Raw genomic sequence first — 25,469 nt, 5'->3', positions numbered from 1 at the left:
GCCGCGAATCCGTTTATTTCGTGTCGGCAGGATGCGGGCGAGTTCGGACCAGTCTGTTAACCCGGCAGATAGGAATGCCGCGGAATTCGGCTTTTGTGCTTCTTTCCCCAAGGGGCCGGCGGCGGGAGCGGCGTCCTTACCTTCTGAGGGACGATTCTTCCAGCGCCGCGGCAGGGCGAAATTGTTAACGGATACGGCTTTGTTCAGGCTGGAATCGCCGCGTTTGAGCTTGGAAGCTTCGCCCGATCATCACGCCGTTGAAAATTCTTTCGCAGGTTTTTCAGGGGTTTGATGGGGGATTCGCCGGGCGGCGCGGAAAAATCGTCTCGGTAAACAACCCGTTCACAATTAGCGGCCAAATTCCCGTTGCCGCCCCATGACCGGGCGGAGATGGAAGGTACGGCGGATGAACCGCTTTAGTGACCTTCCTTCCCGATCAGCGCCCCGGAAAAGACAGGGGTCTGGTCGCGTCGCCCTTGACCGGGCGACGATGGTTCCCAGGAACTACCGCTATGGCCAACTCGGTCATCACCAACTCCGGCGCCAAGGTTGCGCTGCAGTCGCTGAACAAGATCAACAACCAGCTCGACAGCACCCAGAAGAAGGTGTCGACCGGCTTCAAGGTCGCCGACGCCAAGGATGACGGCGCCGCCTATGCCGTCGCCCAGAAGGTGCGTGCCGACGTGACCGGCCTGAACGCCGCCAATGATCAGCTCGGTGGTGTGAACGGCTTGCTGACCAGCACGCTGAAGGCGATCGACACCGTCTCCGGCAAGCTGTCCACCGACGTCTCGACCGTGCTGACCAAGCTGTCCGACTCGAACCTCGATGCCGGCACGCGCGAGCAGTACACCGAGCAGTTCAAGTCGCTCGTCACGCAGATGAACACCACGCTGCAGGACGCGAACTACAACGGCACGCGCCTGCTCTCCTCGACCGCGACCAACGACCTGACCGGCGCCGCCTACGAAGGCGGCTCGATGGAAGTGACCCGCAACGAGAAGGGCCAGAGCTACACGGTCAACTCGAGCGCCACCACCGCCGACCAGATGTCCTTCACCGACGATATCGCCACCGATATCTCGGGCATCACGACGATGACGGCGGACGAGGCCAAGCAGCTGCTGCAGGGCGTCGACAACACCGGCGCCGCCGTGACCTCGGTCACCGTCGGCGGCGTGGCGCTGAAGACCTTCACCTCGCTGACCTCGGACGTGAACTCGGCGCAGAACCAGCTGGGCAACGACAGCAAGTTCGTCGGCAGCCAGATGACCTACAACAGCTCGCGCATCGACGCGATGGAGGAAGGCCTGGGCTCGCTGGTGGACGCCGACCTCGCCAAGGAATCGGCCCGCCTGACCGCGCTGCAGACCCAGCAGCAGCTGGCGACGACCGCGCTGTCGACCGCCAACTCGGCGCCGCAGGTGCTGCTCTCGCTGTTCCGGTAATCTGAGATCGGGCAGGGGCCGGCGCCGCCACCAGGCGGGCCGCCGGCCCCCGCATCAAGACCGGGCCGGGCAGCGGCGACGCTGCCCGGCCCGTTCCGTTGTGCCGCCCCGCCTGGGCGCGGCTCAGAAACCGTTAACGATTTGCCGCCCCTCCCGGCGGCGGCGGGCCCCATTCCGGCCCCGCCAGCGCTGCGCCCCAGCCGGGCTGCGCGCTGCAATTCCAAGGCGCTGCCCGCCCTGCGCGGTTTTTTTCGCGGGCCGGTTCGAATTGGGAAGGATGGTAAACACCCCGTTCATAAATTCGGCCGAATTTCCCTTCGCCACCCAAGGACCGGGTGGAGACGGATGGTACGGCGGATAAGCCGCGCGGTGACCTTCCATGTCCGACCGGACGCACCCTGGAAAAGACGGGGGAAGCTGGTCGCACCGCTTAAAAGCAGGCGGTGTTGTGAACAGGAATTAAAGCCATGGCCAACTCGGTCATCACGAATTCTGGTGCCAAGGTTGCCCTGCAGTCGTTGAACAAGATCAACGAACAGCTGGACACGACGCAGAAGAAGGTGTCCACCGGCTACAAGGTGTCGGACGCCAAGGACGATGGCGCCGCCTATGCGGTGGCCCAGAAGGTCCGCGCCGATGTCTCCGGCCTGAACTCCGCCAACGACCAGCTCGGCGGCGTGAACGGCCTGCTCACCAGCACGCTGAAGGCGGTCGACACCGTCTCCACCACCCTGGTGAACGATGTCAGCACCGTGCTGACCAAGCTGTCCGACGCGAACCTCGATGCCGAGACGCGCAGCCAGTACACCGAGCAGTTCAAGTCGCTCGTGACGCGGATGAACACCACCCTGCAGGATGCCAGCTACAACGGCACCCGTCTGCTGGGCAGCACCGCCAACGACCCGCTGACCGGCGCCGCCTTCGAGGGCGGCTCGATGGAAGTGACCCGCAACGAGAAGGGTCAGAGCTACACGGTCAACGCGAACGCGACCTCGGCCGACAATCTGAGCTTCACCGACGACATCGCCACCGACATCACCGGCATCACCACGATGACGGCCGACGAGGCGAAGCAGCTGCTGCAGGGCGTCGACAACACCGGTGCCGCCGTGACCTCGGTCACCGTCGGCGGCGTGGCGCTGAAGACCTTCTCGGGCCTCAGCTCCTCGGTCAACACCACCTCGAACGCGCTCGGCAACGACAGCAAGTTCATCTCCAGCCAGCTGACCTACAACAGCGCCCGCATCGACGCGATGGAAGAGGGCCTGGGCTCGCTGGTCGACGCGGACCTCGCCAAGGAATCGGCCCGCCTGACCGCGCTGCAGACGCAGCAGCAGCTGGCGACGACCTCGCTGTCGACCGCCAACTCGGCGCCGCAGGTCCTGCTCTCGCTCTTCCGCTGAGCCAGGCGACCGCCTCTGAGGCCGCCGCGCCGCGGCAGGCCTGACAGGTCCGGACGACCCCCCGCCGTCCGGACCGGCCACCACAATCGAATCTGAACCGTACACGGGGCCCCGCGCCCCCCCGCCGTCAAAACGAGAGGCTGGTATCGTGTCCGCACCCAACTTCCACGCCCAGGCCTTGCGTGCCTATGGCGCCGTGAAGGCCGCCCGGTCGCTTCGCGAGCAGGAGGCCGAGGTCTATGCCCTGGTCTCCGGCCGCCTGCGCGTGGCCGTCGAGGGCTCCGACATCGAGCGTATCCGCGCCCGCAGCGATGCGACGCGCCTGTTCAGCACGGTCCGCGTGCTGACCCTGCACGAATCCTGCGAGCTGCCGCTGCCGCTGCGCGGCCAGATCGTCTCGGTCTGCCGCGCCGCGATGCGCGAGGCCGACAAGGACGATGCCGATCTCGGCTTCCTCGCCGATATCTGCGACAGCTTCGCCGCCGGCCTGCTGGGCCGCGCGCCCGCGATGGAGACGGGCGCCGCCGCATGAGCGAGACCCGCTCCCCGCGCGGCGCCGGCCGCCTGGTCCTCGACCTCCGCGCGGGCGACCGCATGCTGGTCAATGGCGCTGCCCTGCAGTTCAAGACGCGCACCAGCGTCATGCTGTCCAACCGCGCCCGCTTCCTGTTCGGCAAGCAGATCATGTCGCCCGAGGATGCGCGCACGCCGGCGCGCCGGGTCTACTTCGCCATCCAGGCGGCCTATATCGCCGAGGAGGACGAGCGCGACCAGTTCGTCGCCATGGCGCGCGGCCTGGCCGACGAATACGCGGCCGCCACCACCTCCGCCACCGCGCGCAGCGTGCTGGCGCTGGCCATCTCCGATCTGGAGATCGGCGATTGCTGGGAAGCGATGCGGCGTGTCCGCGTGCTCTTCCCGCATGATGATGCGATGCTGAACGCCAGCCACGACGCGCCGGTCGCCGCCGCCGCGCCGGGCTGAACCCCGGGGGCCGCCCCCCGGCCGACTTGTGAGGAGGCCGCCATGCCGATCAATCCCTATCTCGGCACGCTGTTCGGCTACGGCTCGGACAGCGGTGGGATGACGGGCTCCGATCGCATCGGCCTGTACAACAAGACGCTGAAGAACGAGGCGAAGGATACCGAGCGCCTCTCCAAGGACGCGTCGATCAAGCGCGACCTGGAGCGGCTGCAGAAGGCGATCAGCAGCGCCAAGACGCCGGCCGATCTGCTGAAGGACCCGACCGCGCGCAAGGTGCTGCTGCAGGCCTATGGCCTGGCCGGGCAGGAAGACAATGTCGCCCTCGCCACCAAGGCGCTGACCTCCGACACCACGGTCACCGGCAACCTGGCCTCCCAGTTGACCAACGCGGCCTGGAAGACGGCGGCGCAGTCGCTCGACTTCGCCAAGTCCGGCCTGACCAAGCTGAAGGACCCGACGGTCTTCGCCGAGATCAAGGCGAACTTCATCGAATACCAGCGCGTCTCCGAGGTTGCCGACCAGAGCACCGAAGTGTCCGACGCGCTGCATATCCGCAGCATGGAAGACAAGACGCCCGGCGTCTACAACGTGCTCGGCGACAGGATCCTGCGCCGTGTCGCGCTGACCCTGGCCGGACTGCCGGACGAGATCGCCTACCAGTCCATCGAATCCCAGGCGCGGCAGGTCGAGAAACGCATCGACCTGAAGGAATTCTCCACCGCCGAAGGGCGCGAGAAGCTGATCAATCGGTACTTGATCATTTCAGGAAATACCGGCTTCTCGTACATGGCGTGAAGGCCGGGGGAAAGAATTCCCCCGGGCCCCCTTCTTTTTTTCTGATCCACGGCCGTTTGATGATCGGCGCTCCCTGCCGCAGGGCAGGGTGAGGGCATGACCGATCATCAGAAACGCGCAGCCGGCGAAGCCGCGGCCGAAATCATCCAGGACAAGACCATCGTCGGCCTGGGCACCGGCTCCACGGCGGTTTATTTCGTCACGGCCCTGGCGCGGCGAAACCTCGACCTGACCTGCGTCGCCACCTCCCGCGCCACGGCCGGCCTCGCCACAAGCCTCGGCCTGCGCCTGGCGGAGCTCGACGACATCCCCCGCATCGACGTCACCGTCGACGGCGCCGACGAGATCGGGCCGGGCCTGGCGCTGATCAAGGGCGGCGGCGGCGCCCTGCTGCGCGAGAAGCTGGTCTGGCAGGCCTCCACCCGCTGCATCGTCATCGCCGACGCGGCCAAGCGCGTGGCGGTGCTCGGCCGCTTCCCGCTGCCCGTCGAGGTCGTCCCCTTCGGCCACCGCCACACCGCGTCCCGCATCGCCGCCGCCCTGCGCAACGCCGGCATCGAGGCGACACCGACGCTGCGGGGTGATGGGAAGAAGCCCTTCGTCACCGACAACGGCAACCTGATCTACGACGCGGCCTGCGGCGCCATCGCCGATCCGGCGGCGCTGGGCCGGGCCTTGAAGGCGCTGGCCGGCGTCGTCGAGCACGGGATTTTCGCCGGCCTCGCCACCGAGGCGGTCATCGGCACCGACGCCGGCATCCTGCGCGCATGAAAAAGCCCGGCCCTCCCGTCAGGAGCAGCCGGGCGCACCGGGCAGGATAGCGAGGCGGAGAGGGCCACCGGCCCTCTCCCCGGGCAGAACTACGCGCGGATCGCGACCAGGAACTCGGAAGCGCGGCTGCGCAGCTCGCCGGCCGAGCCGGCCAGGCCCTCGGTCGCTTCCAGCATGCCATTGGCGGCCGTGCCGGTCTCGACCGCGGCCTCGCGGACGCGGCCGATGCGCTGGCTGACCGTGCCGGTGGCTTCCGCCACCTGGCTGGCGCTGCGCGCGATCTCCTGCGTCGCCGCACCCTGCTGCTCGACGGCGGCGGCGATGGCGGTGGAGATCTCGTTGGTCCGCTCGACCGTGCTGCCGATGCCGCGGATGGCCTCCACGGCGCGGCTGGTCACCGCCTGCATCTCGGCGATCTGGCTGCTGATCTCCTCGGTGGCGCGCGCCGTCTGGCCGGCGAGGTTCTTCACCTCCGACGCCACGACCGCGAAGCCCTTACCGGCCTCGCCCGCGCGGGCCGCCTCGATGGTCGCGTTCAGCGCCAGCAGGTTGGTCTGGCCGGCGATGTCGCCGATCAGCTTGACCACGTCGCCGATGCGGTTGGCGCTTTCGGCGAGGCTCCGCATGGTGGTGTCGGTGGCGCGCGCCTCGTGCACGGCGCGGTCGGTCACCTGGGCCGCCTCGCTGACGCGGCGGGTGATCTCGACGATCGAGGCCGCCATCTCCTCGGCCGCGGCGGCCACCGCCTGCACATCGGCATTGGCGCGGTCGGCGGCTTCCGCCACCAGGCTGGCTTCCTGGCCGGACAGCTTGGCGCTGCCGGTCAGCTGCTGGGCGGCCGCCTGCATCTCGGTGGCGCGGGAGACGACATTCTCGACGACGCCGCCGACCTGGCCCTCGAAGGTATCGGCCAGGCGGGCCTGCTCGGTCACCAGCGTCCAGACCAGCATCGGCCCGACATAGGCGCCGCTGCTGTCGCGGATGGCGGAGACGTTGAGGTCGATCACCTCGCGGCCGAGGTGCAGCCGCTCGCGATGCGGCAGGTTGGCCGCGTCCGACAGCAGCGCGCGCTGCTTCTCCGGGTCGCGGGCGAAGATGTCGATGCTCTGGCTGGTGACCTGGTCGGCGGCGCAGGGCAGGGCGTCGGGGATGTGGTCGGTCAGGATCTCGCGCATCCGCGCATTGACATAGGTGATGCGGAAATCCTGCTTCGGATCGCTCATCACCACGCCGGTCGGCATCTGCTCCAGCATCTGCCGCTGCGAGAAGGCCTCGGCCACCGTGCCGCGCAGCGCCTCGACGGCGCCGGCGATATTGCCGATCTCGTCGCGACGGTTGCGGTCGGGGACGGTGACGCTGGCATTGCCCTCGGCGATCTTCTTCAGCACCACCGCCAGGCGGCGCAGCGGCGAGGAGATGGCGCTGTTGGTCGCCAGGCCCGCCAGGATCAGCACCAGCGCGATCAGGCCGCCGGCGATCAGCGTGTCCTGCTTGACGCGCGCCAGGCTCGCCTCGCTGGCCAGCTGGCGCCGCTCGGAATCCTCGGTCATCGCCGCGTTGACGCCGGCCAGCGCCGCCTCGAGCTTGTTGCGCGCCGGATCGACCCGGCCCTCGCGCAGCTCGCCCAGCGCGCCGAGCCCGGTCACCATCTCGTCGGAGGCCGTCGCGATGGCGGCCGAGGCGGCGCCCATGCGGTTGACCTCGTTGCGCAGGCTGTCGCTCAGCGGGCCGGAGGAGACGCCGCGGAAATGCACGCGCTGCTGCGCGATGGCGCGGCGCAGGCGGCGGGCCTGCTCCTGGTCCTCGGTGCCGATGAAGCGCTGGGCGGAGGCGCGCAGGTCGTTGACCGCGCCGTGATAGGCCATCAGCCGCTGGCGCATCTCGTCGACGCGGGCCGGCTCGGTCAGCTCGAACTCCATGCTCGCGGCGACCGCCTCGAAGCGCTGGTCATACTCGTTCATGGCCGGGAACAGCACCTGGTCGCGGCGCTCGATCAGCTTGGTGCGCAGGTCGGTGACCTCGCGCAGCGCGCGGCCATATTCCTCGATCAGCGGCAGCACCTGCATCGCCATCTCGCGCTCGCGCGGCTGCGCCTTGCCGGCGCCCGCCTCGACGCGGTTGCGCAGCGCGTCCAGCCGTTCCTGCACGCCGCGCTGGGCGGCGCCGACGGCGTCCAGCGTCTGCGCGCTGACCACCATGCTGGAGAACAGCGCGGCGCGCACGCCCTCGGTCACGGCATCGCTCAGCGCGCCATCGGCCTCGGCCGCGTCGCGCAGCACATGGTTCTCGCCCAGCACGTCGGTCAGGCTGGAATTGGTGCGGATGACCAGGATGGAGAGCAGCGCGACCGTCAGCGCGGCCGATAGGGCGAGCTTGAGGCCCACCCTGAGGTTGAGGAAGAGGCGCATGAGACACGGTTCCTGCCAGTGTTGCCGGCAGGATGGTCAGAGGATTTTAACAGCCTGTTGACCAGTTGCGGGAGCGTTCTGAGGTCAAGCGGTTGATTTCCCTCGTTTTCACCCAGGGTAAACCCTTGATGACACGAGGGAAATTTGCAACCTGCGGTGGTCCCGGGGCGGGGGACCGGTTACAGCCCGGCGAAAAGATCCGTCGAAAGGTACCGCTCGGCGAAGGAGGCGGCGATTCCGACGATCAGCTTGCCTTCCATCGCCGGCTGCTCGGCCAGATCCAGCATGGCATGCAGCACGGCGCCGGAGGAAATGCCGATCGGCAGCCCCTCGGTGCGGGCGCAGAGCCGGGCGGCGGCGAAGCTCTCCCGCTCGGTCACCCGGCGGATGGTGTCGAGCAGGCCGAGCTCCAGCACGGCCGGGCGGAAGCCGGCGCCGATGCCCTGGATCTCGTGCGGCCCCGGATCGTCGCCCGACAGCACGGCGGATTCGGCCGGCTCCACCCCGATCACCCGCAGCCCCGCCCGGCGCGGCTTCAGCGCGCGGGCGATGCCGGTGACGGTGCCGCCGGTGCCGACGCCGGCCACCACCGCATCGACCAGGCCTGCCGAATCGGCCCAGATCTCCTCGGCCGTGGTCGCGGCATGGACGGCCGGGTTGGCCGGGTTGTCGAACTGCCGCGGCATCCAGGCATGCGGGGTGGCGGCGATGATCGCCTCGGCCCGGGCGATGGCGCCGGACATGCCCTGGGCCGCCGGCGTCAGCTCGACCTCGGCGCCCAGCAGCCGCAGCATCTTGCGGCGCTCGACGCTGGCGCCGTCGGGCATGGTGACGATCAGCCGGTAGCCCTTGGCGGCGGCGACCAGGCCCAGCGCGATGCCGGTATTGCCCGAGGTCGGCTCCACCAGCACCGATTCGCCGGGGCGGATCACGCCTTCGCGTTCGGCCGCCTCGACCATGGCCAGGCCGATGCGGTCCTTCACCGAGCCGAGCGGGTTGAAGAACTCCAGCTTCAAGGCCAGCCGGGCCTTGAGGCCGCGCGTGGCCTCGAGCCGGGGCAGGCGGACCAGGGGCGTGTGGCCGATGGTGGCCAGCACGCTCTCGTGCATCCCGGCGCCGGGCCGAGGATGGGGGGTGTTTCCTTCGGGCATGGAAGCCTTATATCACGGCAGTTCGGCGTGGTTCAGGGGGTCTTTGCAATGTTGTTGCGGCGTGATCGGGCGATGACGGCGGTTTCCATCGTGCTGGACGTGGCGTTCCACGCCGGCCGCGGCTCGACCGTGCCGGCCGGCGATATCGCCGACCGGCTGGGCGAGGCGCGGCGCGGCATCGAGCCGGTGCTGCAGGCGCTGTCGCGCGCCGGCATCCTGGGCAGCACCCGGGGGCCGAAGGGCGGCTACCGGCTGGGCCGGGCGGCGCGCGACATCTCGCTGCAGGAGGTGGTCTCGGCGGTGCTCAACCCGGATGTGCCGGGCGATGAGGCGCAGCCGGAGCCGCCGAGCCCGCTGCAGAAGGCGGTGATCCTGCCGCTGTGGGAGGAGCAGGAGAAGACGGTGCTGAACAGCCTGGCCGGCCAGACGGTGGCCGAGCTGCTGCGCCGCGCGGCGGTGGCGGGGCTGCGTCGCCCAACGCCGGAGGCGTTGAACTTCGCGATCTAGCGCCGGAGGCGTTGAACTTCGCGATCTAGCGCCGGAGGCGTTGAACTTCGCCATCTGACGCCGGTTCCGGTAGCCGGTCCTGACCGTTCGGTCAGACCTGGCTGCCGGTATCCCGCTGCCGTCGACCGGGCGCGCCGCAGCGCCTCGGCCGGCCGCAAAGCTTTGCTTGCGCGCTTGCTGCCGCCTCGTCATGGTTCATCGCAAGGGTCGGAAACTGATCCTGCGGGGACGGGCAAGAAGGGGGGGCGGGTGGCTGAGAGCATCCTTGAGACGGAAGGCCTGACCAAGGAATTCCTGGGATTCGTCGCCGTCGGCGATGTCTCGCTGAAAATCCGCCGCGGCAGCATCCACGGGCTGATCGGCCCGAACGGCGCCGGCAAGACGACCTGCTTCAACCTGCTGACCAAGTTCCTGCCGCCGAGCCGCGGCAGCATCCGCTTCGACGGCCGCGACATCACGAAGATGAAGCCGGCCGAGGTCGCCCGCCTCGGCCTGGTGCGCAGCTTCCAGATCTCCGCGGTGTTTCCGCACCTGACGGTGCTGGAGAATGTCCGCGTCGCGCTGCAGCGGGCGCGCGGCGGCAGCTTCGACTTCTGGCGATCCGACGGGCTGCTGCGCCGCTACGACGCCCGGGCGCGCGAGCTGCTCGAGGATGTCGGCCTCGGCGGCTACGCGCATCTGCCGGCCGGGCAATTGCCCTATGGCCGCAAGCGGGCGCTGGAGATCGCCACCACCCTGGCGCTCGACCCGGTGATGCTGCTGCTCGACGAGCCCACCGCCGGCATGACCGCGGAAGACGTCGACCGCATCGTGGCGCTGGTCAAGCGCGTGGCCGAGGGCCGCACCGTGCTGATGGTCGAGCACAACCTGAAGGTGGTCGAGGGCCTCTGCGACACCATCACCGTGCTGACCCGCGGCAAGGTGCTGGCCGAGGGGCCCTATGCCGAGGTCTCCCGCAACCCGCAGGTGATCGCCGCCTATCTGGGCACCGATCCCGCCATCTCCGGGGGTGCCGCGCATGGCTGAGGCGCTGATGCCCCAGGCGGAGCCGCTGCTCAAGGTCGAGGGGCTGCAGGCCTGGTACGGCGAGAGCCATGTGCTGCACGGCGTCGGCATCGAGGTGCGGCAGGGCGAGGTGGTCACCCTGCTCGGCCGCAACGGCGCCGGCAAGACCACGACGCTGCGCGCCATCATGGGGCTGGTGGCCAAGCGCCAGGGCAGCGTGCGCTTCGAGGGGCAGGAGCTGATCGGCGCCCGCAGCGACCGCATCGCCCGCGCCGGCATCGCGCTCTGCCCCGAGGAGCGCGGCATTTTTGCTAGTCTCGACGTGACGGAAAATCTCCTCCTGCCGCCGGTGGTGCGGCCGGGCGGGATGGACATCGAGGCCATCTACACGCTGTTCCCCAACCTGAAGGAACGCGCGCGCAGCCCGGGCACCAAGCTGTCGGGCGGCGAGCAGCAGATGCTGGCCATCGCCCGCATCCTGCGCACCGGCGCGCCGCTGCTGATGCTGGACGAGCCGACCGAGGGCCTGGCCCCGGTCATCGTCCAGCAGATCGGCCGCACCATCCGCGAGATCAAGGCGCGCGGCATCACCGTGCTGCTGGTCGAGCAGAATTTCCGCTTCGCCCAGACGGTCGCCGACCGCCACTACGTCATGGAGCATGGCCAGGTGGTGGATGCGGTCAGCAACCAGGAGCTCGCCGGCTCCATGGACCGTCTGCACGCCTATCTCGGCGTCTGACGCTGCGAGAGGTCCGGTGGGCGGGCGATGCGGTGGTGGCCCCGGCCCCCCGCAGCCGCCATCAGCCGGCGATCAGGTAAGTTCGCCGGTCATTGAGTTCGCCGGCCCCGGGCGCGGTCAGGGGCAGTTGGGAGAAGCACGAGAATGGCACAAGATCGCCGCAGCCTTCTGAAGGGCGCCGCCGCCGCGGCTCTGGTGCCCGCCGCCCTGGCCGGCCTGCCCGGCCGCGCCCGCGCCCAGGCAAACACGCTGAAGATCGGCGTGCTGAACGACCAGTCCGGCACCTATCGCGACCTGTCCGGCCCAGGCTCGGTGCAGGCGGTGCGCCAGGCGGTGGCCGAGATGGCCGGCAAGGGCATCCAGGTCGAGGTCGTGGTCGCCGACCACCAGAACAAGCCCGATGTCGGCGCCACCATCGCGCGGCAGTGGTTCGACCGCGACGGCGTCGATGCGGTGATCGACGTCCCCACCTCCTCGGTGGCGCTGGCGGTGGCGGCGATCGCGGAGGAGAAGAACAAGGTCTTCATCAACTCGGGCGCCGGCACCGCCGACCTGACCGGCAGCCAGTGCAACGCCAACACCATCCACTGGACCTACGACACCTGGATGCTGGCGCATTCGACCGGCGCCGCCATGGTGAAGGCCGGTGGCGACAGCTGGTTCTTCATCACCGCCGACTATGCCTTCGGCCATGCGCTGGAGCGTGACACCGGCGAGTTCGTCAAGGCGCAGGGTGGCCAGCTGCTGGGCAGTATCCGCACGCCCTTCCCGGGCACGACCGACTTCTCCTCCTTCCTGGTGCAGGCGCAGCGCAGCCGGGCCAAGGTGATCGGCCTGGCCAATGCCGGCGCCGACACCATCAACTGCGTCAAGCAGGCCGCCGAATTCGGCATCACCCGCCGCGGCACCAAGCTGGCCGGGCTGCTGGTCTTCATCTCCGACGTGCATGCGCTGGGGCTGAAGACCGCCCAGGGGCTGGTGCTGACCGAGACCTTCTACTGGGACATGAACGACCGCACCCGGGCGCTGACCCAGCGCATCGGCGACATCGACGGCGGCCGCAAGCCGACCATGGTGCAGGCCGGCTGCTATGCCGGCACGCTGCACTACCTGAAGGCGGCCCTCGCCATGGGGGCGGCCGATGCCCGCAAGAGCGGCGCCGACGTCATCGCCCGCATGAAGGCGATGCCGACCGACGACGACGCCTTCGGCCAGGGCAGCATCCGCGCCGACGGCCGCAAGATCCACCCGGCCTATCTGTTCGAGGTGAAGTCGCCCGAGGAGAGCAAGGGCCCCTGGGACTACTACAAGCTGCTGCAGACCACCGCCGCCGAGGAGGCCTTCCGCCCGGTCGCCGCCGGCGGCTGCCGCCTGACCCGCACCTGAGGCCGGGGAGGGGGCGCGCGCCCCCTCCCGACCCCTGGACCCTCTCGCTGCAGGAAGCCTTGGCCTTGCTCGAAGACCTGCTTTTCCAATTGGAGCTCGGCCTGCCGCAGGTGGTGCTCGGCCTGGTGAACGGCGCCTTCTACGCGCTGCTGTCGCTGGGCCTGGCCGTCATCTTCGGCATGCTGAACGTCATCAACTTCGCCCATGGCGCGCAGTTCATGATGGGCGCTTTCGTCGCCTGGATGCTGCTGAACTATGGCGGCATCGGCTATTGGCCGGCGCTGATCCTGGCGCCCTTGATCGTCGGCGCCTTCGGCGTGGTGCTGGAACGCACGATGATCAGCCGGCTGTACAAGCTGGACCATCTCTACGGGCTGCTGCTGACCTTCGGCATGGCGCTGATCATCGAGGGGCTGTTCCGCAACGAATTCGGCTCCTCCGGCATGCCCTATTCGCCGCCGGAGATCCTGTCGGGCCCGCCGATCGACCTCGGCTTCATGTTCCTGCCGAAATACCGGCTCTGGGTCGTCGTCGCCGCGCTGGTGATGAGCCTGACCACCTGGCTGGTGATCGAGAAGACCCGGCTCGGCGCCTATCTGCGGGCGGCGACCGAGAATGCCGCGCTGGTCCAGGCCTTCGGCGTCAACGTGCCGCGCATGGTGACGCTGACCTATGCCGCGGGCGTGGCGCTGGCCGCCTTCGCCGGCGTGCTGGCGGCGCCGATCTACTCGGTCAACCCGCAGATGGGGTCGAGCCTGATCATCGTGGTCTTCGCCGTCGTCGTCATCGGCGGCATGGGGTCGATCCTCGGCTCGGTGGTCACCGGCTTCGGATTGGGGCTGGTCGAGGGATTGACAAAAGTCGTCTACCCCGAGGCCTCCTCCACCGTGATCTTCGTCATCATGGCCATCGTGCTGCTGGCACGCCCGGCCGGCCTGTTCGGGAGGGCCTGACCCATGGCCGCTGGCCACGCCTCCATCGCCGCCCTGCCGGCGCTGCACGAGACGCCGGGGCTGCTCGGCCTGTCGGTGCTGGGCTTCAACCGGGCGCAGAGCATCGCCTTCCTGGCTCTGCTGGCAGCGCTCATCGCCGGGCCGTTCTTCCTGTACCCGGTCTTCCTGATGAAGCTGCTGTGCTTCGCCCTCTTCGCCTGCGCCTTCAACCTGCTGATCGGCTATGTCGGGCTGCTGTCCTTCGGCCACGCCATGTTCTTCGGCATGGGCGGCTATGTCAGCGCCCATGCTGCCAAGGTCTGGGGCTTCACGCCGGAGCTCGCCATCCTGGCCGGCGGCGCGATCGGCGCCTGCCTCGGCGTGGTCGCCGGCTGGATCGCCATCCGCCGCCAGGGCATCTACTTCGCCATGATCACCCTGGCGCTGGCCCAGATGGTGTTCTTCGTCTGCCTGCAGGCGCCCTTCACCGGCGGCGAGGACGGCATCCAGCGCGTGCCCCGCGGCAGCCTGTTCGGCCTGATCGACCTCAGCCGCGACATGAGCTTCTACTGGCTGGTGGCGGCGGTCTTCCTGGCCGGCTTCCTGCTGATCAACCGCATCGTCCACTCGCCCTTCGGCCAGGTGCTGAAGGCGATCCGCGAGAACGAGCCGCGCGCCATCTCGCTCGGCTACCGCACCGACGACTACAAGCTGGTGGCCTTCACCCTGTCGGCGACGCTGGCCGGCATCGCCGGCGGCACCAAGGCGCTGGTCTTCGGCATCGCGACGCTGACCGACGTCTATTGGGCGATGTCGGGGGAGGTGGTGCTGATGACGCTGGTCGGCGGCCTGGGCACTGTCTTCGGCCCGGCCATGGGCGCGGCGGTGATCGTCACCATGCAGAACTACCTGGCGGAGTTCGGCGCCTGGGTCACGGTGATCCAGGGCGTCATCTTCGTCGCCTGCGTGCTGGCCTTCCGGGCGGGCGTGGTGGGCGAATTGGCGCGGGTGCTGAAGGTCCGGCTCTGACGCGACGGGACGGGGCCGTGGGCGGGCCCGCGGGCCCGCGCCAGGCCTTCCGCTACGACGCCGCGGCGATCGCCGCGTTCATCGCCCGCACGCCGGCGGCCGGGCCGTCCGGGTGGCTCCACACAGCGCCCACCACCGCCAGGAAATCGGCGCCGGCCTGGACCAGGGGCGCGCAGTTCGTCGCGTTGATGCCGCCGATGGCGACCGAGGGGACCTCGAACATCTCGGTCCACCAGGCCAGCAGGTCGGGCTCGGCATGGTGCTCGACGGTCTTGGTGCTGGTCGGGAAGAAGGCGCCGAAGGCCACGTAGTCGGCGCCGCGCTCGCCGGCCTCCATCGCCAGGTGGCGGCTGGCATGGCAGGTGACGCCCAGCATCATGTCGGGGCCCAGCAGCTTGCGGGCGGCCGCGTGGTCGCCATCCGTCTGGCCCAGATGGGCGCCGTCGCAGCCGGTCTTCTTGGCGAGGTCGGCGCGGTCGTTCAGCAGGAAGGCCACGTCGCGCGCCTGCGCCACCGGGCGCAGCACGTCGATCGCCCGCTTCAGCGCGTCGTCGGACAGGTCCTTCAGCCGGAGCTGCACCGCGGCGACGTCGCCGGCATCGAGGGCGGCCGCGAGGATGTCGGCGAAGGCCGCCGGCTCGATCGCGGGGGGCGTGACGAGATAAAGGCGGCAGCCGGTTTCCCGGCTGCCGCCCTGCTCCTCCGCCGGCTTGGCGGAGCGTGGCATCAGGCCGCGGTCTTGTAGACGGCGATGATGTCGGCCAGCAGCTTCAGGGCCTCGGCCTTGGGGCGCTGGAAGGTGTTGCGGCCGATGATCGAGCCGTTGCCGCCACCCTGGTGGATGCCGCGGGCCATCTCGACCATCGCATCCGTGGTGCCGGCCTCGCCGCCCGAGAAGACCACCAGGCGACGGCCGCCGAAGCAGGCGTCGGTGATGTGCTTGACGCGCGACGCCAGGGTCGAGGTGTCGATCGGGTTCTTCTCGTAGGTCTTCTTCGCCGCATCCAGCGAGATCGCCTCGGTCGGCGGCTTCACCTTGATGATGTGGGCGCCGAGGAGGGCCGCCATGTGCGCGGCATAGGCGCAGATGTCGAGCGCCGTCTCGGCGGTCTTGTCCAGCATCGGGCCGCGCGGATAGGACCAGACGACGACGGCGAGGCCGGCGGCCTTGGCTTCCTCGGCGAGCTCGCGCAGCTCTTCCATCAGCTCGAACTGGTATTCGGAGCCGGGGTAGATGGTGAAGCCGATGGCCGAGCAGCCCAGGCGCAGGGCATCGGCCACGGTGCCGGTCACGGCCTGGTCCTTGGTGGTCGACAGCGAGTTGGAGCTGTTGACCTTCAGGATGGTCGGGATGGCGCCGGCATAGGTCGCGGCCCCCACCTCGATCATGCCGAGCGGCGCGGCATAGGCGGAGAGCCCCGCCTCGATCGCCAGCTCGAAATGGTAGCGCGGGTCATAGGCGGCGGGGTTCGGCGCGAAGGAGCGGGCCGGACCGTGCTCGAAACCCTGATCGACCGGCAGGATCACCAGGCGACCAGTGCCGCCGAGCTTGCCTTCCATCAGGATGCGGGCGAGATTCGCTTTGGTGCCGGGGTTGTCGCTCTCATACCAGGAGAGGATGTCCTTCACGCGGCGCGTCAGCTTCATGGGTCCGTCCTTCCGTTGCGGCGGGGTTGCACCGGCTTTAGCCGAGGCGGCCGGCACTGTCACCTGGAGCGCTACCCCACCAATTGGCGATTTTTTTGGCCTGAAGCGCCGTATTTCCTGCAACTTTCGCCACAATTGCACCCTCTGCGCCGTTTTCGCGCGGCGGGTGACCGGCGGGACCGGTCCGGCCAGGCTCAAGCCGGAGCGCCAGGGCCGGCGGCGGCGCCGGCCATAGCGGCGTGCCGGCCGCGGCCGCGGCGGCGGCGACCTGGGCGAAGGCCGGGCAGGGGGCCAGCACCACCGCGCCCAGCCCGCTGCCGAGCGCGGCCAGCGCCAGGCCCGGGGCGGCGCCGCAATCCAGCACGGCGAAGGCGGCGACGCCGGGCACCTCGGCCTCGGCCGCGGCGATGATCGCCAGGAACAGCGGCGCGCCCAGCCAGGCCGCGGCGCCCGGCGGCGAGACCAGCGTCACCGTGCTGTCCAGCCCCAGATCCCGCGCGACCCGCAGCGCCAGCACGGCGTCGCCGGCGTCGCCCACCGTCACCGCGCGGATTCGTGATCGGTCCGGCCAGGCCGCCGCCGGCCGCCGCGACGCCGCTTCGCTGCGGTCTTCCATTCACTGATGCCCCCAAAGCCTTGGCCGATCTGCGATCCGGCGTTGACCATACGTTGACCCTGGCCGCGCCCGCCGCGTAAAGCCTGATGACATGAATTCCTACGGCGCGAGCGAAGGCGAGAGCATGAGCAGCGATGCGGTGAGCGAGGCCACCGCTCGGCTGGAACGGGCGGTCGGCCGCCTGGCCACGGTCCTGGCGCGACAGCCCTCGCCGGCCGAGGCGGCGGCTGCCGGCGTGCCGCCCGAGGCGGTGGCGGCGCTGTCGCTGCGGCTGGACGATACCCTGGCCCGGCTGCGCGGCGCGCTGGCCGAGATCGAGGGCGCCGAATCGGCGGCCCTGCCGCATGACGATGAGCCCGGCGAGGACGAGCCGGGCGATGCTGCCGCGGGCCGTCCCGCGGCAGACGATATCAAGGGGAGCTGAGCTTGGGTCAGGTCACGGTTCGCGTCGGCGGCTACACCCACCCCGTTTCCTGCGAGGACGGGCAGGAGGCGCATCTGATCGCGCTGGCGGCCGAGGTCGACCGCCGCGTCGCCTCGATCCGCGCCATGGGCGGGCAATTCGGCGAGAGCCGGCTGCTGCTGCTGGCCTCCCTGCTGCTGGCGGATGAGATCCACGACCTGCGCGTCGACCTCTCCCGCGCCAAGTCGGCGCCGCCGGGCGCGGCCCCGGAGGTCGACCCGCTGCTGGCCGAGCGGCTGGGCCGGCTGGCCGAGCAGATCGAGGGCATTGCAGCGTCGCTCGACCAGCCCTAAATATCCTGTCGCGGAGCTGCCAGGTGCGTCAGGCAACTTATCCCTGGGGCCAATAAGCATCCTCCGGGAGCTGGCGCTGGCCGGATCTTGGTCCGGCTATCTGGTGCCCACCTGCTAACGCAGGCCTTAGGAGGATAATACGCCAACGGCCATGGTGGCTCCGCGCTTGACCCCATCCGCCTTCGCCGAGGACCCGCCGGAGCTCGCCGCCGCCAAGGCTGCGCTTCGGCGTTCTGCGTTCCAGGCCCGGGATGCGCTGGACCCGGCCGGCGCCGGCGAGGCCCTGGCCGCGGTGGTGCTGGCGCAGTGCCCGCCGCCGCCCGGCGCCACCATCGGCGGCTTCTGGCCGATGGGCGCCGAGATCGATCTTCTGCCAGTTTTGCGGCGTCTGCAGGCGGCCGGCCACCCGCTGGCGCTGCCGGTGACACCCCCGCGTGGAAAACCGCTGGAATTCCGCGCCTGGCGCTTCGGCGAGGCGCTGCTGCCCGGCCGCTTCGGCACCTCCGTCCCGGCGGGCGGCGCGGTGGTCCGCCCCGACTGGCTGCTGGTGCCGCTGCTGGCCTTCGACCGGACCGGGGCGCGGCTGGGCTATGGCGGCGGCTACTACGACCGCACCCTGGCTGCGCTGCCGGGGGCGCGGGCCATCGGCGTCGCCTTCGCGGCGCAGGAACGGCCCGCCATCCCCACCGGGGCCCATGATTTCCCGCTGTTCGGCATCGCGACCGAGGCGGGCTTCATCCCTACCGAGCCGCTTTCTTGCGACCCGCTTTCTTCCGAAAGGTCCTGATCCCTTGCGTATCCTGTTTCTGGGCGACGTGGTCGGCCGCTCCGGCCGCGACGCCCTGACCGACGGCCTGCCCGAGCTGCGCGCCCGGCTGCGCGCCGACCTGGTCGTGGTCAATGCGGAAAATGCCAGCCATGGCTTCGGCGTCTCCCCCGACATGGTGCGCGCCTTCCTGGCCGCCGGCGCCGACGTCCTGACGCTGGGCAACCACAGCTGGGACCGCAAGGAGATCGTCGGCTACATCGATGGCGAGCCGCGGCTGATCCGCCCGCTGAACTACCCGCCCGGCACCCCCGGCCGCGGCGCCACGGTCGTCGACGTCCCCGGCGGCCGCAAGGCGCTGGTGATGAACGTCATGGGGCGCCTGTTCATGGAGCCGCTGGACGACCCCTTCCGCGGCGCCCAGGCGGAGCTGGCCCGGCACAAGCTGGGTGCCGGTGGCAGCGTGCAGGCCATCCTGGTGGATATCCACGCCGAGGCGACATCTGAAAAAATGTCCTTCGCGCACAGCTTCGACGGCCGGGTCAGCCTGGTGGTGGGCACCCACACCCATGTGCCCAGCGCCGACCATCGCATCCTGGAGAATGGCACCGCCTACCAGACCGATGCCGGCATGTGCGGCGACTATGACAGCGTCATCGGCATGCAGAAGGGCCCGGCGGCGCTGCGCTTCTGGAAGAAGGTGCCGGGCGAGAAGCTGGCCCCGGCCGAGGGCCCGGCCAGCCTTTCCGGCGTGTTCGTCGAGACCGACGATGCCACCGGCCTGGCGCTGCGCATCGCCCCGGTGCGGCAGGGCGGGCTGCTGTCCCAGGCTTTCCCTGATTTCTGAATCTTCCCCGGAGTTCTGAGCGCTACCGCGGCGGGGCCTTCGCGGCCCCGTTCGCGGCGAGGCTACCGGGCCGGCCCGGCCATCCGCTGCAGCACCGCGTCGCGCCAGATCAGCCGATGCGCCAGCGCCATGGCGATATGCCCGGCGATCAGCGCCAGCAGCACCCAGGCCAGCAGCCCATGCGCCGCAGTGGCCGGCGCCGTCATCCAGCCGATCGGCCCGCCTGGGAAGCCGCTGAACAGCGGCACGCCGAAGGGCGCGAAGGCGCGGCCGGAGCCATAGGCGCGCAGCAGGGCCAGGCTCGGCACCAGCAGCATCAGCCCGTAGAGAGCAAGATGCCCGGCCACCGCCGCCCGGCCCAGCCAGCCACCTTCCTGCGGCGGCCGGCGGGGGCGGTTGTACAGCCCCCAGGCGCCGCGCAGCAGCACCAAGACGAGAAGCACGGTGCCCAGGGCGGTATGCGTGCCGACGAAGAAGCCGGCCACCGGCCCGCGCCCCAGCAGGTTGCGCAGGATCATGCCGAGGAACTGCCAGGCGAAGACCCCCGCCATGCCCCAATGCAGGGCGCGGGTGATCAGGCCGTAGCGCTCAGGGGTGTCTCGCCAGGAAAGGGCCAAAATCTGTCCGTCCGGTTGCCTGTCCGTCATCTACAGCGTGATGGCTTGAGGTGGAATCACCGAAAAGCCTGAATCACGCGACCAGACAAAGACCTGGCGCAGCTTGTCTCCGTCTTTCCGAAGGCAAGCTGCGCCAGGCGGTGGCAGGCCGGGGCGGGAAGGGGGAAGCACCCCCTCATTTCGCACGGCACCATCAGCGGGACGCTCAATAGAGCATCGCGCTGTATTTCGGCGCCAGCACCGTGTCGTATTCCTGGGCGTCGAGCAGGCCCTTGGTATGCGCCTCCAGCAGCTCGCCGCCGGTGGGGGCCTCGGCCGGCGGCCGGTCGCGCTGGCCCCAGAGCTTGGACCGCACCAGGGCCCGGGCGCATTGCATGAAGACTTCCTGGACCTCGACCAGCAGCAGGGTCGCCGGCTCGGCGCCTTGCACGGCATGCCGGGCGCGGAGCTCGGGATCGGCGGTGATGCGGCCGATGCCGCCGATCCGCAGCGTCTCCCCCATGCCGGGCAGCAGGAACAGCAGGGCGAGCGCCGGGTTGTCGATGATGTCGCGCAGCGCGTCGATCCGGTTGTTGCCGCGCCGGTCCGGGATCAGCAGGGTTTTTTCGTCGACCACCTGGACGAAGCCGGGGGCGTCGCCGCGCGGCGTGCAATGCGGCCCCCGCGCCCCGGCGGTGGATAACAGACAAAAGGGGCTGGCGGCGATGAAGCGGGCGGTGCGCGGGTCGATCCGGTCGGCCACCTTCTTCAGCACCATCTCCCGCGGCGGCGCGTAGAGGGCGGCCAGCGCCTCGGGGGTGGTCACGGCATGCGGGTCGACGGTCATGGCGGCGGCTCGGGCTGTGGCGGGGCCGATGCTAGAAGCCGCCATGCCGCCGGGGCAACGCCCGCAAAGTCATGCCAGGGAAATTCTTGTGACGGCTGGCCCCTCGCCTTGGCCGGGCGGCGGCGGTATAGGACGGCAACCCCGGAACATCATGAGAATCCCGGAGAGAGCGCGTGGCCGGCCATTCCCAGTTCAAGAACATCATGCACCGCAAGGGTGCGCAGGACGCCAAGCGCGCCCGCGCCTTCGCCAAGCTGATCCGCGAGATCACCGTCAGCGCCCGCCAGGGCCTGCCGGACCCCGCCTTCAACCCGCGGCTGCGCTCGGCGGTGCAGGCGGCGCGCGTCGCCAACATGACCAAGGACACCATCGACCGCGCCATCAAGAAGGCCAGTGGTGGTGCCGGCGGCGAGGATTACGTCGAGGTCCGGTATGAGGGCTATGGCCCGGCCGGCGTCGCCGTCATCGTCGAGACGCTGACCGACAACCGCAACCGCACCGCCTCCGACATCCGCTCGGCCTTCTCCAAGCATGGCGGGGCGCTGGGCGAGACCGGCTCGGTCTCCTTCCAGTTCGAGCGCAACGGCGTGGTGCGCTACCCGGCCTCGGCGACGGACGCCGACGCCATGCTGGAGGCCGCCATCGAGGCCGGGGCCGCCGATGTCGAGAGCGGCGAGGAAGGCCACGAGGTCCGCACCGCGATCGAGGACCTCTTCACCGTCCGCGATGCGTTGGAAGAAAAATTTGGCCCGGCGGAGAGCGCCAAGCTCGAATGGCGCCCCAATGTCAGCGTCGAGCTGAACGAGGAGCAGGCCCGCTCGGTGCTGAAGCTGATCGACATCCTCGACGAGCATGACGACGTGCAGACGGTGACCGCCAATTTCGAGGTGCCCGACGCCGTGCTGCAGCAGCTGTCGGACTGAGCATGGCCCTGCTGCTCGGCCTCGATCCCGGGCTGCAGCACACCGGCTGGGGTGTGGTGGAAAGCTCCGGCAGCCGGCTGCGGCATGTCGCCGACGGTGTCATCTCCACCACCACCGCGCTCAGCCTGGCCGAGCGGCTGTGCCAGATCCACCGCGCGCTCAACACGCTGATGGACATCTGGAAGCCGGACGAGGCGGCGGTCGAGCATACCTATGTCAACAAGAACCCGGGTGCGGCGCTGAAGCTCGGCCAGGCGCGCGGCGTGGTGCTGCTGGCGCCGGCCATGGCCGGGCTGCCGGTCGCCGAATACCAGGCGATGGAGGTCAAGCGCGCCGTGGTGGGCACCGGACATGCCGACAAGATCCAGGTGGCCGAGATGGTGCGCCGGCTGCTGCCGGGCGCGACCCTGAGGCGCGCCGACGCCTCCGACGCGCTGGCGGTGGCCATCTGCCACGCGCATCACCGCGGCACCAGCATGATGCTGGCGAAGGCCCTGGCGGCCCGATGATCGGCAAATTGACCGGCAAGCTGGACAGCGCCTTCGATGGCGGCTGCATCTTCGACGTCCATGGCGTCGGCTACCTGGTCTTCTGCTCGGCGCGGACGCTGACCGCGCTGCCGGCGGCGCCCGGCATCGGCTCGCTGCTGATCGAGACCGTGGTCCGCGAGGACGCCATCCTGCTCTATGGCTTCGCCGATGCCACCGAGCGCGACTGGTACCGGACGCTGACCGCCATCCAGGGCGTCGGGCCCAAGGTGGCGCTCGGCCTGCTGTCGACGCTGTCGCCCGCCGACCTGGCGCGCGCCCTGATCGCCGGCGACAAGGGCGCCATCAGCCGTGCCCCCGGCGTCGGGGCCAAGCTCGCGGCCCGGCTGGTCGCCGAGCTGCAGGGCAAGGTGGGCGCGCTGCCGACCGGCCCCGGCTTCTCCCCCGGCACCGTCGCCATCGCCGCGCAGCTGCCGCCCGAGGACCAGGCCCAGGCCGATGCCATCTCGGCGCTGACCAATCTCGGCTGGAAGCGGCACGAGGCGGCGGCCGCGGTCAACCGCGTCGCCAAGCGGCTGGGCGAGGCGGCGGCGCTGGAGCCGCTGATCCGCGAAGCCCTGAAGGAGCTCGCCCCCCGATGATCCTGTCCCATCCGGTCCCGCGAGGCTGACGCCATGAGCGAGCGCATCGCCGATCCGCACCGGACCGAGGAGGATGCGGCCGAGGCCACGCTGCGGCCGCAGACCCTCGACGACTTCACGGGGCAGAAGTCCCTCCGCGAGAATCTTTCGATCTTCATCCAGGCGGCCAAGGTCCGGGGCGAGGCGCTGGACCATGTCCTGCTGCATGGCCCGCCGGGCCTGGGCAAGACCACGCTCGCCCAGATCGTGGCGCGCGAGATGGGGGTGGGGTTCCGCGCCACCTCCGGCCCCGTGCTGCAAAGGGCAGGGGACCTGGCCGCGATCCTGACCAACCTGCAGCCGCGCGACGTGCTGTTCGTCGACGAGATCCACCGGCTGCAGCCGGCGCTGGAGGAAACCCTCTATCCGGCGATGGAGGATTTCCAGCTGGATCTGATCATCGGCGAGGGGCCGGCGGCGCGCACGGTCCGCATCGACCTGCCGCCCTTCACCCTGGTCGGCGCCACCACCCGGGCGGGTCTGCTGGCCACCCCGCTGCGCGACCGCTTCGGCATCCCGCTGCGGTTGCAATTCTACACACCGCAGGAATTGCTGCTGATCGTCCGCCGCGGCGCGCAGAAGCTGGGCTTCGCGCTGTCCGACGAGGGGGCGGAGGAAATCGCCAACCGCTCCCGCGGCACGCCGCGCATCGCCGGCCGGCTGCTGCGCCGGGTGCGCGACTTCTCGCTGGTCTCCGGCCAGGTGGCCGACCGGGCCATGGCCGATGGCGCGCTGCTGCGGCTCGAGGTGGACAGCAAGGGCCTCGACCAGATGGACCGCCGCTATCTCCGCCGCATCGCCGAGCACCATCATGGCGGCCCGGTCGGGGTCGAGACCCTGGCGGCGGCGCTGGCCGAGGGCCGCGACACGCTGGAGGAGGTGGTCGAGCCCTTCCTGATCCAGGAGGGCTACGTGCTCCGCACCCCGCGGGGCCGGGTGCTGGGCGACCTGGGCTGGCGGCATCTGGGCATGTCCCCGCCGCCGGGCAGCCAGGCCGACCTGCTGGGTGGCGGGTTGTGAGCTGGCCGCATCGCTGGCCGATCCGGGTCTATTTCGAGGACACCGATGCCGGCGCCATCGCCTATCACGCGAGCTATCTCCGCTGGGCAGAGCGGGGGCGCACAGAATCCTTGCGTGCCATAAACTTGCCGCATCAAGTTATGATAGAACGTCACGCTTCGATGCTCGTGGTGCGGCGCATTGAAGTGGAGTATGTGGCCCCCGCGCGCCTCGACGAATCCCTGGTGGTGGAAACTGCCGTGCGCCGCTTCGGTGGCGCCTCGGTGGAGCTTGCCCAGGATATTCGCGACGAGGCGGGTGGCTACAAGGCGCGGCTGACGGTCGGCCTGGTCTGCGTCCGCGCGGACGGGATGCGGCCGGCGGCGGTGCCGGAACCCTGGCGCGCCGCCTTCCGGGCGGCGGTCGGGGGCTAGATTTCCGCAGGTTGCGCCCCGCCGGGGCGGGGCCGGCATGGACTGGGACCGGTCGGCCGGCATGCCCCCTCGGGCAGGCGTGGCGGGCCACAGGCGTGGCGAAGCCGACCCGGCAGGCATCCGGGCGGGTGACAAGAGGAGATTGCCGTGGGTGACAGCGTGACCGCGTCCAACCTCGGCCAAGTGGCGCACGACCTGTCGCTCTGGGGCCTGTTCTTGCAGGCCGACTGGGTGGTCAAGACGGTGATGCTCGGCCTGTTGCTGGCCAGCGTCTGGGTCTGGGCCGTGGTCTTCGAGAAGGTGACCACGCTGCGCCGGGCCAACCGCGCGGCGGATGCCTTCGAGGATCGCTTCTGGTCGGGCGGCAGCCTGGAATCGCTGCACCAGCAGGAGGGCGAGCGCCCGACCCACCCGATCGCCGCCGTCTTCGGCGCGGCGATGCGGGAATGGGAGCGCAGCTCGACCCGGCCGACCGACGCCACCACCCTGGTCGGCATGCAGCAGCGCGCCGAGCGGGCGATGAACGTCGCCATCCAGCGCGAGATGGACCGCATGGAGCGCTGGATGGTGTTCCTGGCGTCTGTCGGCTCGGTCGGGCCCTTCGTCGGGCTGTTCGGCACCGTCTGGGGCATCATGAACAGCTTCTCGGCCATCGCCGGCATGCAGAACACCAACCTGGCCGTCGTCGCCCCCGGCATCGCCGAGGCGCTGTTCGCGACCGCCATCGGCCTGGTCGCCGCCATCCCGGCGGTGCTGGCCTACAACAAGATCACCACCGACCTGGCGCGCTTCGCCGGGCGGCTGGAGGGCTTTGCCACCGAGTTCGGTGCCATCCTCTCCCGCCAGGCCGAAGAGCGGAGCTGACGCCATGGCCATGTCATCGGGCGGGGGCAAGGGGCGCGGCCGCTATCGCGCCATGGCCGAGATCAACGTGACGCCGCTGGTCGACGTCATGCTGGTGCTGCTGATCATCTTCATGGTCGCCGCGCCGATGATGACCAGCGGCGTGCCGATCGACCTGCCCAAGGCCCAGGCCAGCGCGCTGAACCAGGAGACCGAGCCGCTGACCATCTCGGTCAATGCCGAGGGCCGCATCTTCCTGCAGGAGACCGAGGTCCCGATCGAGGGGCTGGTCGCCCAGCTGCAGGCGATCATGCGCGAGCAGCGGCCCGGCGCGCCGGAACGCCGCATCTTCGTGCGCGGCGACCGCGGCATCAATTACGGCCGGGTGATGGAGCTGATGGGCACCGTCTCCGCCGCCGGCTTCACCAAGGTGGCGCTGCTGGCCGAGCAGCCCTCGGGCGCGCCCGCG

30 protein-coding genes and 1 other RNA gene are annotated in these 25,469 nt (G+C 70.0%); 24 read left to right on the top strand and 7 right to left on the bottom strand.

Going from position 1 to position 25,469, the window contains the following annotated elements; all coding sequences use genetic code 11:
* The first annotated feature begins 512 nt into the window (after positions 1-512).
* From GVN67_RS15085 to rpiA, 6 genes are all read left to right on the top strand, one after another.
* On the top strand, positions 513-1,448 hold the full coding sequence (locus GVN67_RS15085; protein WP_159997371.1) for a flagellin: 936 nt from the start codon (positions 513-515) through the stop codon (positions 1,446-1,448).
* A 467-nt stretch (positions 1,449-1,915) separates the two neighbouring features.
* Positions 1,916-2,851 (top strand): flagellin, encoded by a 936-nt coding sequence (locus tag GVN67_RS15080; RefSeq protein WP_159997369.1) that lies wholly within the window; start codon positions 1,916-1,918, stop codon positions 2,849-2,851.
* Between the two features lie 148 nt (positions 2,852-2,999).
* Positions 3,000-3,383 carry a flagellar biosynthesis regulator FlaF gene (locus GVN67_RS15075; protein WP_159997367.1) on the top strand — a complete coding sequence of 128 codons (384 nt, stop codon included), beginning with the start codon at positions 3,000-3,002 and terminating at the stop codon, positions 3,381-3,383.
* Positions 3,380-3,835, top strand: a complete 456-nt coding sequence (locus GVN67_RS15070; protein ID WP_159997365.1) for a flagellar biosynthesis repressor FlbT — start codon at positions 3,380-3,382, stop codon at positions 3,833-3,835. Before GVN67_RS15075 ends, GVN67_RS15070 begins: the two co-directional genes overlap by 4 nt.
* A 42-nt stretch (positions 3,836-3,877) precedes the next feature.
* A complete protein-coding gene (locus tag GVN67_RS15065) occupies positions 3,878-4,630 on the top strand; it encodes a DUF1217 domain-containing protein (protein WP_159997363.1) in 753 nt (250 codons plus the stop codon).
* Between the two features lie 96 nt (positions 4,631-4,726).
* On the top strand, positions 4,727-5,401 hold the full coding sequence (rpiA, locus tag GVN67_RS15060) for a ribose-5-phosphate isomerase RpiA (RefSeq protein WP_159997361.1): 675 nt from the start codon (positions 4,727-4,729) through the stop codon (positions 5,399-5,401).
* An 89-nt stretch (positions 5,402-5,490) separates the two neighbouring features.
* On the opposite strand, the gene GVN67_RS15055 is transcribed toward rpiA, so the two are convergent.
* Together GVN67_RS15055 and cysK are read right to left on the bottom strand one after the other, a co-directional pair.
* Positions 5,491-7,809 (bottom strand): HAMP domain-containing methyl-accepting chemotaxis protein, encoded by a 2,319-nt coding sequence (locus GVN67_RS15055; RefSeq protein ID WP_159997359.1) that lies wholly within the window; start codon positions 7,807-7,809, stop codon positions 5,491-5,493.
* 179 nt (positions 7,810-7,988) lie between these two features.
* The gene (gene cysK / locus GVN67_RS15050) at positions 7,989-8,960 is read right to left on the bottom strand and encodes a cysteine synthase A (RefSeq protein WP_159997357.1); all 972 of its coding nucleotides are present in this window, start codon (positions 8,958-8,960) and stop codon (positions 7,989-7,991) included.
* Positions 8,961-9,008: 48 nt separating this feature from the next.
* Between cysK and GVN67_RS15045 the strand changes: the two genes are divergently transcribed.
* The 6 genes from GVN67_RS15045 to GVN67_RS15020 all read left to right on the top strand — a co-directional run bounded on the left by GVN67_RS15045 (position 9,009) and on the right by GVN67_RS15020 (position 14,558).
* Positions 9,009-9,467: an Rrf2 family transcriptional regulator gene (locus GVN67_RS15045; protein WP_159997355.1), complete on the top strand. Its 459-nt coding sequence runs from the start codon at positions 9,009-9,011 to the stop codon at positions 9,465-9,467.
* Between the two features lie 249 nt (positions 9,468-9,716).
* Entirely contained in the window at positions 9,717-10,493 is a 777-nt protein-coding gene (locus GVN67_RS15040) for an ABC transporter ATP-binding protein (protein ID WP_159997353.1), read from the top strand.
* Positions 10,486-11,211 carry an ABC transporter ATP-binding protein gene (locus GVN67_RS15035; protein WP_235035312.1) on the top strand — a complete coding sequence of 242 codons (726 nt, stop codon included), beginning with the start codon at positions 10,486-10,488 and terminating at the stop codon, positions 11,209-11,211. The genes GVN67_RS15040 and GVN67_RS15035 overlap by 8 nt, the downstream gene beginning before the upstream one ends.
* Before the next feature lie 144 nt (positions 11,212-11,355).
* Positions 11,356-12,597, top strand: coding sequence for an ABC transporter substrate-binding protein (locus tag GVN67_RS15030; RefSeq protein WP_159997351.1), 1,242 nt, complete (start codon positions 11,356-11,358; stop codon positions 12,595-12,597).
* A 65-nt stretch (positions 12,598-12,662) separates the two neighbouring features.
* Positions 12,663-13,550 (top strand): branched-chain amino acid ABC transporter permease, encoded by an 888-nt coding sequence (locus GVN67_RS15025; protein ID WP_159997349.1) that lies wholly within the window; start codon positions 12,663-12,665, stop codon positions 13,548-13,550.
* Between the two features lie 3 nt (positions 13,551-13,553).
* Positions 13,554-14,558, top strand: a complete 1,005-nt coding sequence (locus tag GVN67_RS15020) for a branched-chain amino acid ABC transporter permease (RefSeq protein ID WP_159997347.1) — start codon at positions 13,554-13,556, stop codon at positions 14,556-14,558.
* Between the two features lie 52 nt (positions 14,559-14,610).
* Here the strand turns inward: GVN67_RS15020 and thiE are convergent, their stop codons facing one another.
* The 3 genes from thiE to GVN67_RS15005 are packed head-to-tail and all read right to left on the bottom strand — an operon-like array spanning position 14,611 to position 16,821.
* Positions 14,611-15,285: a thiamine phosphate synthase gene (gene thiE, locus GVN67_RS15015; protein WP_159997345.1), complete on the bottom strand. Its 675-nt coding sequence runs from the start codon at positions 15,283-15,285 to the stop codon at positions 14,611-14,613.
* Positions 15,285-16,205, bottom strand: a complete 921-nt coding sequence (locus GVN67_RS15010) for a class I fructose-bisphosphate aldolase (protein WP_159997343.1) — start codon at positions 16,203-16,205, stop codon at positions 15,285-15,287. Before GVN67_RS15010 ends, thiE begins: the two co-directional genes overlap by 1 nt.
* 37 nt (positions 16,206-16,242) lie before the next feature.
* Positions 16,243-16,821, bottom strand: coding sequence for a hypothetical protein (locus GVN67_RS15005; protein ID WP_159997341.1), 579 nt, complete (start codon positions 16,819-16,821; stop codon positions 16,243-16,245).
* Positions 16,822-16,945: 124 nt separating this feature from the next.
* Between GVN67_RS15005 and GVN67_RS15000 the strand changes: the two genes are divergently transcribed.
* From GVN67_RS15000 to GVN67_RS14980, 5 genes are all read left to right on the top strand, one after another.
* Positions 16,946-17,245 (top strand): hypothetical protein, encoded by a 300-nt coding sequence (locus GVN67_RS15000; RefSeq protein ID WP_159997339.1) that lies wholly within the window; start codon positions 16,946-16,948, stop codon positions 17,243-17,245.
* Positions 17,246-17,247: 2 nt separating this feature from the next.
* The gene (locus GVN67_RS14995; protein ID WP_159997337.1) at positions 17,248-17,577 is read left to right on the top strand and encodes a cell division protein ZapA; all 330 of its coding nucleotides are present in this window, start codon (positions 17,248-17,250) and stop codon (positions 17,575-17,577) included.
* Between the two features lie 10 nt (positions 17,578-17,587).
* Positions 17,588-17,742, top strand: a non-coding RNA gene (ssrS, locus tag GVN67_RS14990) — 6S RNA.
* Between the two features lies 1 nt (position 17,743).
* Positions 17,744-18,364, top strand: coding sequence for a 5-formyltetrahydrofolate cyclo-ligase (locus GVN67_RS14985; protein ID WP_368667245.1), 621 nt, complete (start codon positions 17,744-17,746; stop codon positions 18,362-18,364).
* Positions 18,365-18,368: 4 nt separating this feature from the next.
* The gene (locus tag GVN67_RS14980; RefSeq protein WP_159997333.1) at positions 18,369-19,190 is read left to right on the top strand and encodes a TIGR00282 family metallophosphoesterase; all 822 of its coding nucleotides are present in this window, start codon (positions 18,369-18,371) and stop codon (positions 19,188-19,190) included.
* Between the two features lie 62 nt (positions 19,191-19,252).
* Here the strand turns inward: GVN67_RS14980 and GVN67_RS14975 are convergent, their stop codons facing one another.
* Complete coding sequence (locus GVN67_RS14975; RefSeq protein ID WP_235035311.1) at positions 19,253-19,807, bottom strand: cytochrome b; 555 nt, start codon at positions 19,805-19,807, stop codon at positions 19,253-19,255.
* Between the two features lie 205 nt (positions 19,808-20,012).
* A complete protein-coding gene (locus tag GVN67_RS14970; RefSeq protein WP_159997329.1) occupies positions 20,013-20,633 on the bottom strand; it encodes an MSMEG_1061 family FMN-dependent PPOX-type flavoprotein in 621 nt (206 codons plus the stop codon).
* A gap of 173 nt (positions 20,634-20,806) precedes the next feature.
* Here GVN67_RS14970 and GVN67_RS14965 point away from each other — a divergent pair, with 173 nt between their 5' ends.
* The 7 genes from GVN67_RS14965 to tolR form a co-directional block, all read left to right on the top strand.
* Positions 20,807-21,556 (top strand): YebC/PmpR family DNA-binding transcriptional regulator, encoded by a 750-nt coding sequence (locus GVN67_RS14965; protein WP_159997327.1) that lies wholly within the window; start codon positions 20,807-20,809, stop codon positions 21,554-21,556.
* A gap of 2 nt (positions 21,557-21,558) precedes the next feature.
* Complete coding sequence (gene ruvC, locus GVN67_RS14960; RefSeq protein ID WP_159997325.1) at positions 21,559-22,065, top strand: crossover junction endodeoxyribonuclease RuvC; 507 nt, start codon at positions 21,559-21,561, stop codon at positions 22,063-22,065.
* On the top strand, positions 22,062-22,685 hold the full coding sequence (ruvA, locus tag GVN67_RS14955; protein ID WP_159997323.1) for a Holliday junction branch migration protein RuvA: 624 nt from the start codon (positions 22,062-22,064) through the stop codon (positions 22,683-22,685). The genes ruvC and ruvA overlap by 4 nt, the downstream gene beginning before the upstream one ends.
* Positions 22,686-22,718: 33 nt before the next feature.
* Entirely contained in the window at positions 22,719-23,744 is a 1,026-nt protein-coding gene (ruvB, locus tag GVN67_RS14950; protein ID WP_159997321.1) for a Holliday junction branch migration DNA helicase RuvB, read from the top strand.
* The gene (locus GVN67_RS14945) at positions 23,741-24,157 is read left to right on the top strand and encodes a YbgC/FadM family acyl-CoA thioesterase (RefSeq protein ID WP_159997319.1); all 417 of its coding nucleotides are present in this window, start codon (positions 23,741-23,743) and stop codon (positions 24,155-24,157) included. The genes ruvB and GVN67_RS14945 overlap by 4 nt, the downstream gene beginning before the upstream one ends.
* 147 nt (positions 24,158-24,304) lie before the next feature.
* Positions 24,305-25,021 (top strand): protein TolQ, encoded by a 717-nt coding sequence (tolQ, locus tag GVN67_RS14940; RefSeq protein ID WP_159997317.1) that lies wholly within the window; start codon positions 24,305-24,307, stop codon positions 25,019-25,021.
* Between the two features lie 4 nt (positions 25,022-25,025).
* On the top strand, positions 25,026-25,469 hold a 444-nt coding region (gene tolR / locus GVN67_RS14935), incomplete at its 3' end, for a protein TolR (protein ID WP_159997315.1).

It is taken from the genome of Roseomonas sp. 18066, assembly GCF_902706185.1.
In the GTDB taxonomy this organism is placed as follows: Bacteria; Pseudomonadota; Alphaproteobacteria; order Acetobacterales; family Acetobacteraceae; genus Pseudoroseomonas.
Note: the sequence above shows the minus strand (reverse complement) of the source record. Positions and strands in the feature narration are given on the sequence as shown.

Excerpts from the sequence above, each read along its gene's own strand:
- GVN67_RS15085 (WP_159997371.1), top strand. The coding sequence starts at position 513 with ATGGCCAACTCGGTCATCACCAACTCCGGCGCCAAGGTTGCGCTGCAG.
- GVN67_RS15080 (WP_159997369.1), top strand. The coding sequence starts at position 1,916 with ATGGCCAACTCGGTCATCACGAATTCTGGTGCCAAGGTTGCCCTGCAG.
- GVN67_RS15070 (WP_159997365.1), top strand. The coding sequence starts at position 3,380 with ATGAGCGAGACCCGCTCCCCGCGCGGCGCCGGCCGCCTGGTCCTCGAC.
- GVN67_RS15065 (WP_159997363.1), top strand. The coding sequence starts at position 3,878 with ATGCCGATCAATCCCTATCTCGGCACGCTGTTCGGCTACGGCTCGGAC.
- rpiA (WP_159997361.1), top strand. The coding sequence starts at position 4,727 with ATGACCGATCATCAGAAACGCGCAGCCGGCGAAGCCGCGGCCGAAATC.
- GVN67_RS15055 (WP_159997359.1), bottom strand. The coding sequence starts at position 7,809 with ATGCGCCTCTTCCTCAACCTCAGGGTGGGCCTCAAGCTCGCCCTATCG.
- cysK (WP_159997357.1), bottom strand. The coding sequence starts at position 8,960 with ATGCCCGAAGGAAACACCCCCCATCCTCGGCCCGGCGCCGGGATGCAC.
- GVN67_RS15045 (WP_159997355.1), top strand. The coding sequence starts at position 9,009 with ATGTTGTTGCGGCGTGATCGGGCGATGACGGCGGTTTCCATCGTGCTG.
- GVN67_RS15035 (WP_235035312.1), top strand. The coding sequence starts at position 10,486 with ATGGCTGAGGCGCTGATGCCCCAGGCGGAGCCGCTGCTCAAGGTCGAG.
- GVN67_RS15030 (WP_159997351.1), top strand. The coding sequence starts at position 11,356 with ATGGCACAAGATCGCCGCAGCCTTCTGAAGGGCGCCGCCGCCGCGGCT.
- GVN67_RS15020 (WP_159997347.1), top strand. The coding sequence starts at position 13,554 with ATGGCCGCTGGCCACGCCTCCATCGCCGCCCTGCCGGCGCTGCACGAG.
- thiE (WP_159997345.1), bottom strand. The coding sequence starts at position 15,285 with ATGCCACGCTCCGCCAAGCCGGCGGAGGAGCAGGGCGGCAGCCGGGAA.
- GVN67_RS15010 (WP_159997343.1), bottom strand. The coding sequence starts at position 16,205 with ATGAAGCTGACGCGCCGCGTGAAGGACATCCTCTCCTGGTATGAGAGC.
- GVN67_RS15005 (WP_159997341.1), bottom strand. The coding sequence starts at position 16,821 with ATGGAAGACCGCAGCGAAGCGGCGTCGCGGCGGCCGGCGGCGGCCTGG.
- GVN67_RS15000 (WP_159997339.1), top strand. The coding sequence starts at position 16,946 with ATGAGCAGCGATGCGGTGAGCGAGGCCACCGCTCGGCTGGAACGGGCG.
- GVN67_RS14970 (WP_159997329.1), bottom strand. The coding sequence starts at position 20,633 with ATGACCGTCGACCCGCATGCCGTGACCACCCCCGAGGCGCTGGCCGCC.
- ruvC (WP_159997325.1), top strand. The coding sequence starts at position 21,559 with ATGGCCCTGCTGCTCGGCCTCGATCCCGGGCTGCAGCACACCGGCTGG.
- ruvA (WP_159997323.1), top strand. The coding sequence starts at position 22,062 with ATGATCGGCAAATTGACCGGCAAGCTGGACAGCGCCTTCGATGGCGGC.
- ruvB (WP_159997321.1), top strand. The coding sequence starts at position 22,719 with ATGAGCGAGCGCATCGCCGATCCGCACCGGACCGAGGAGGATGCGGCC.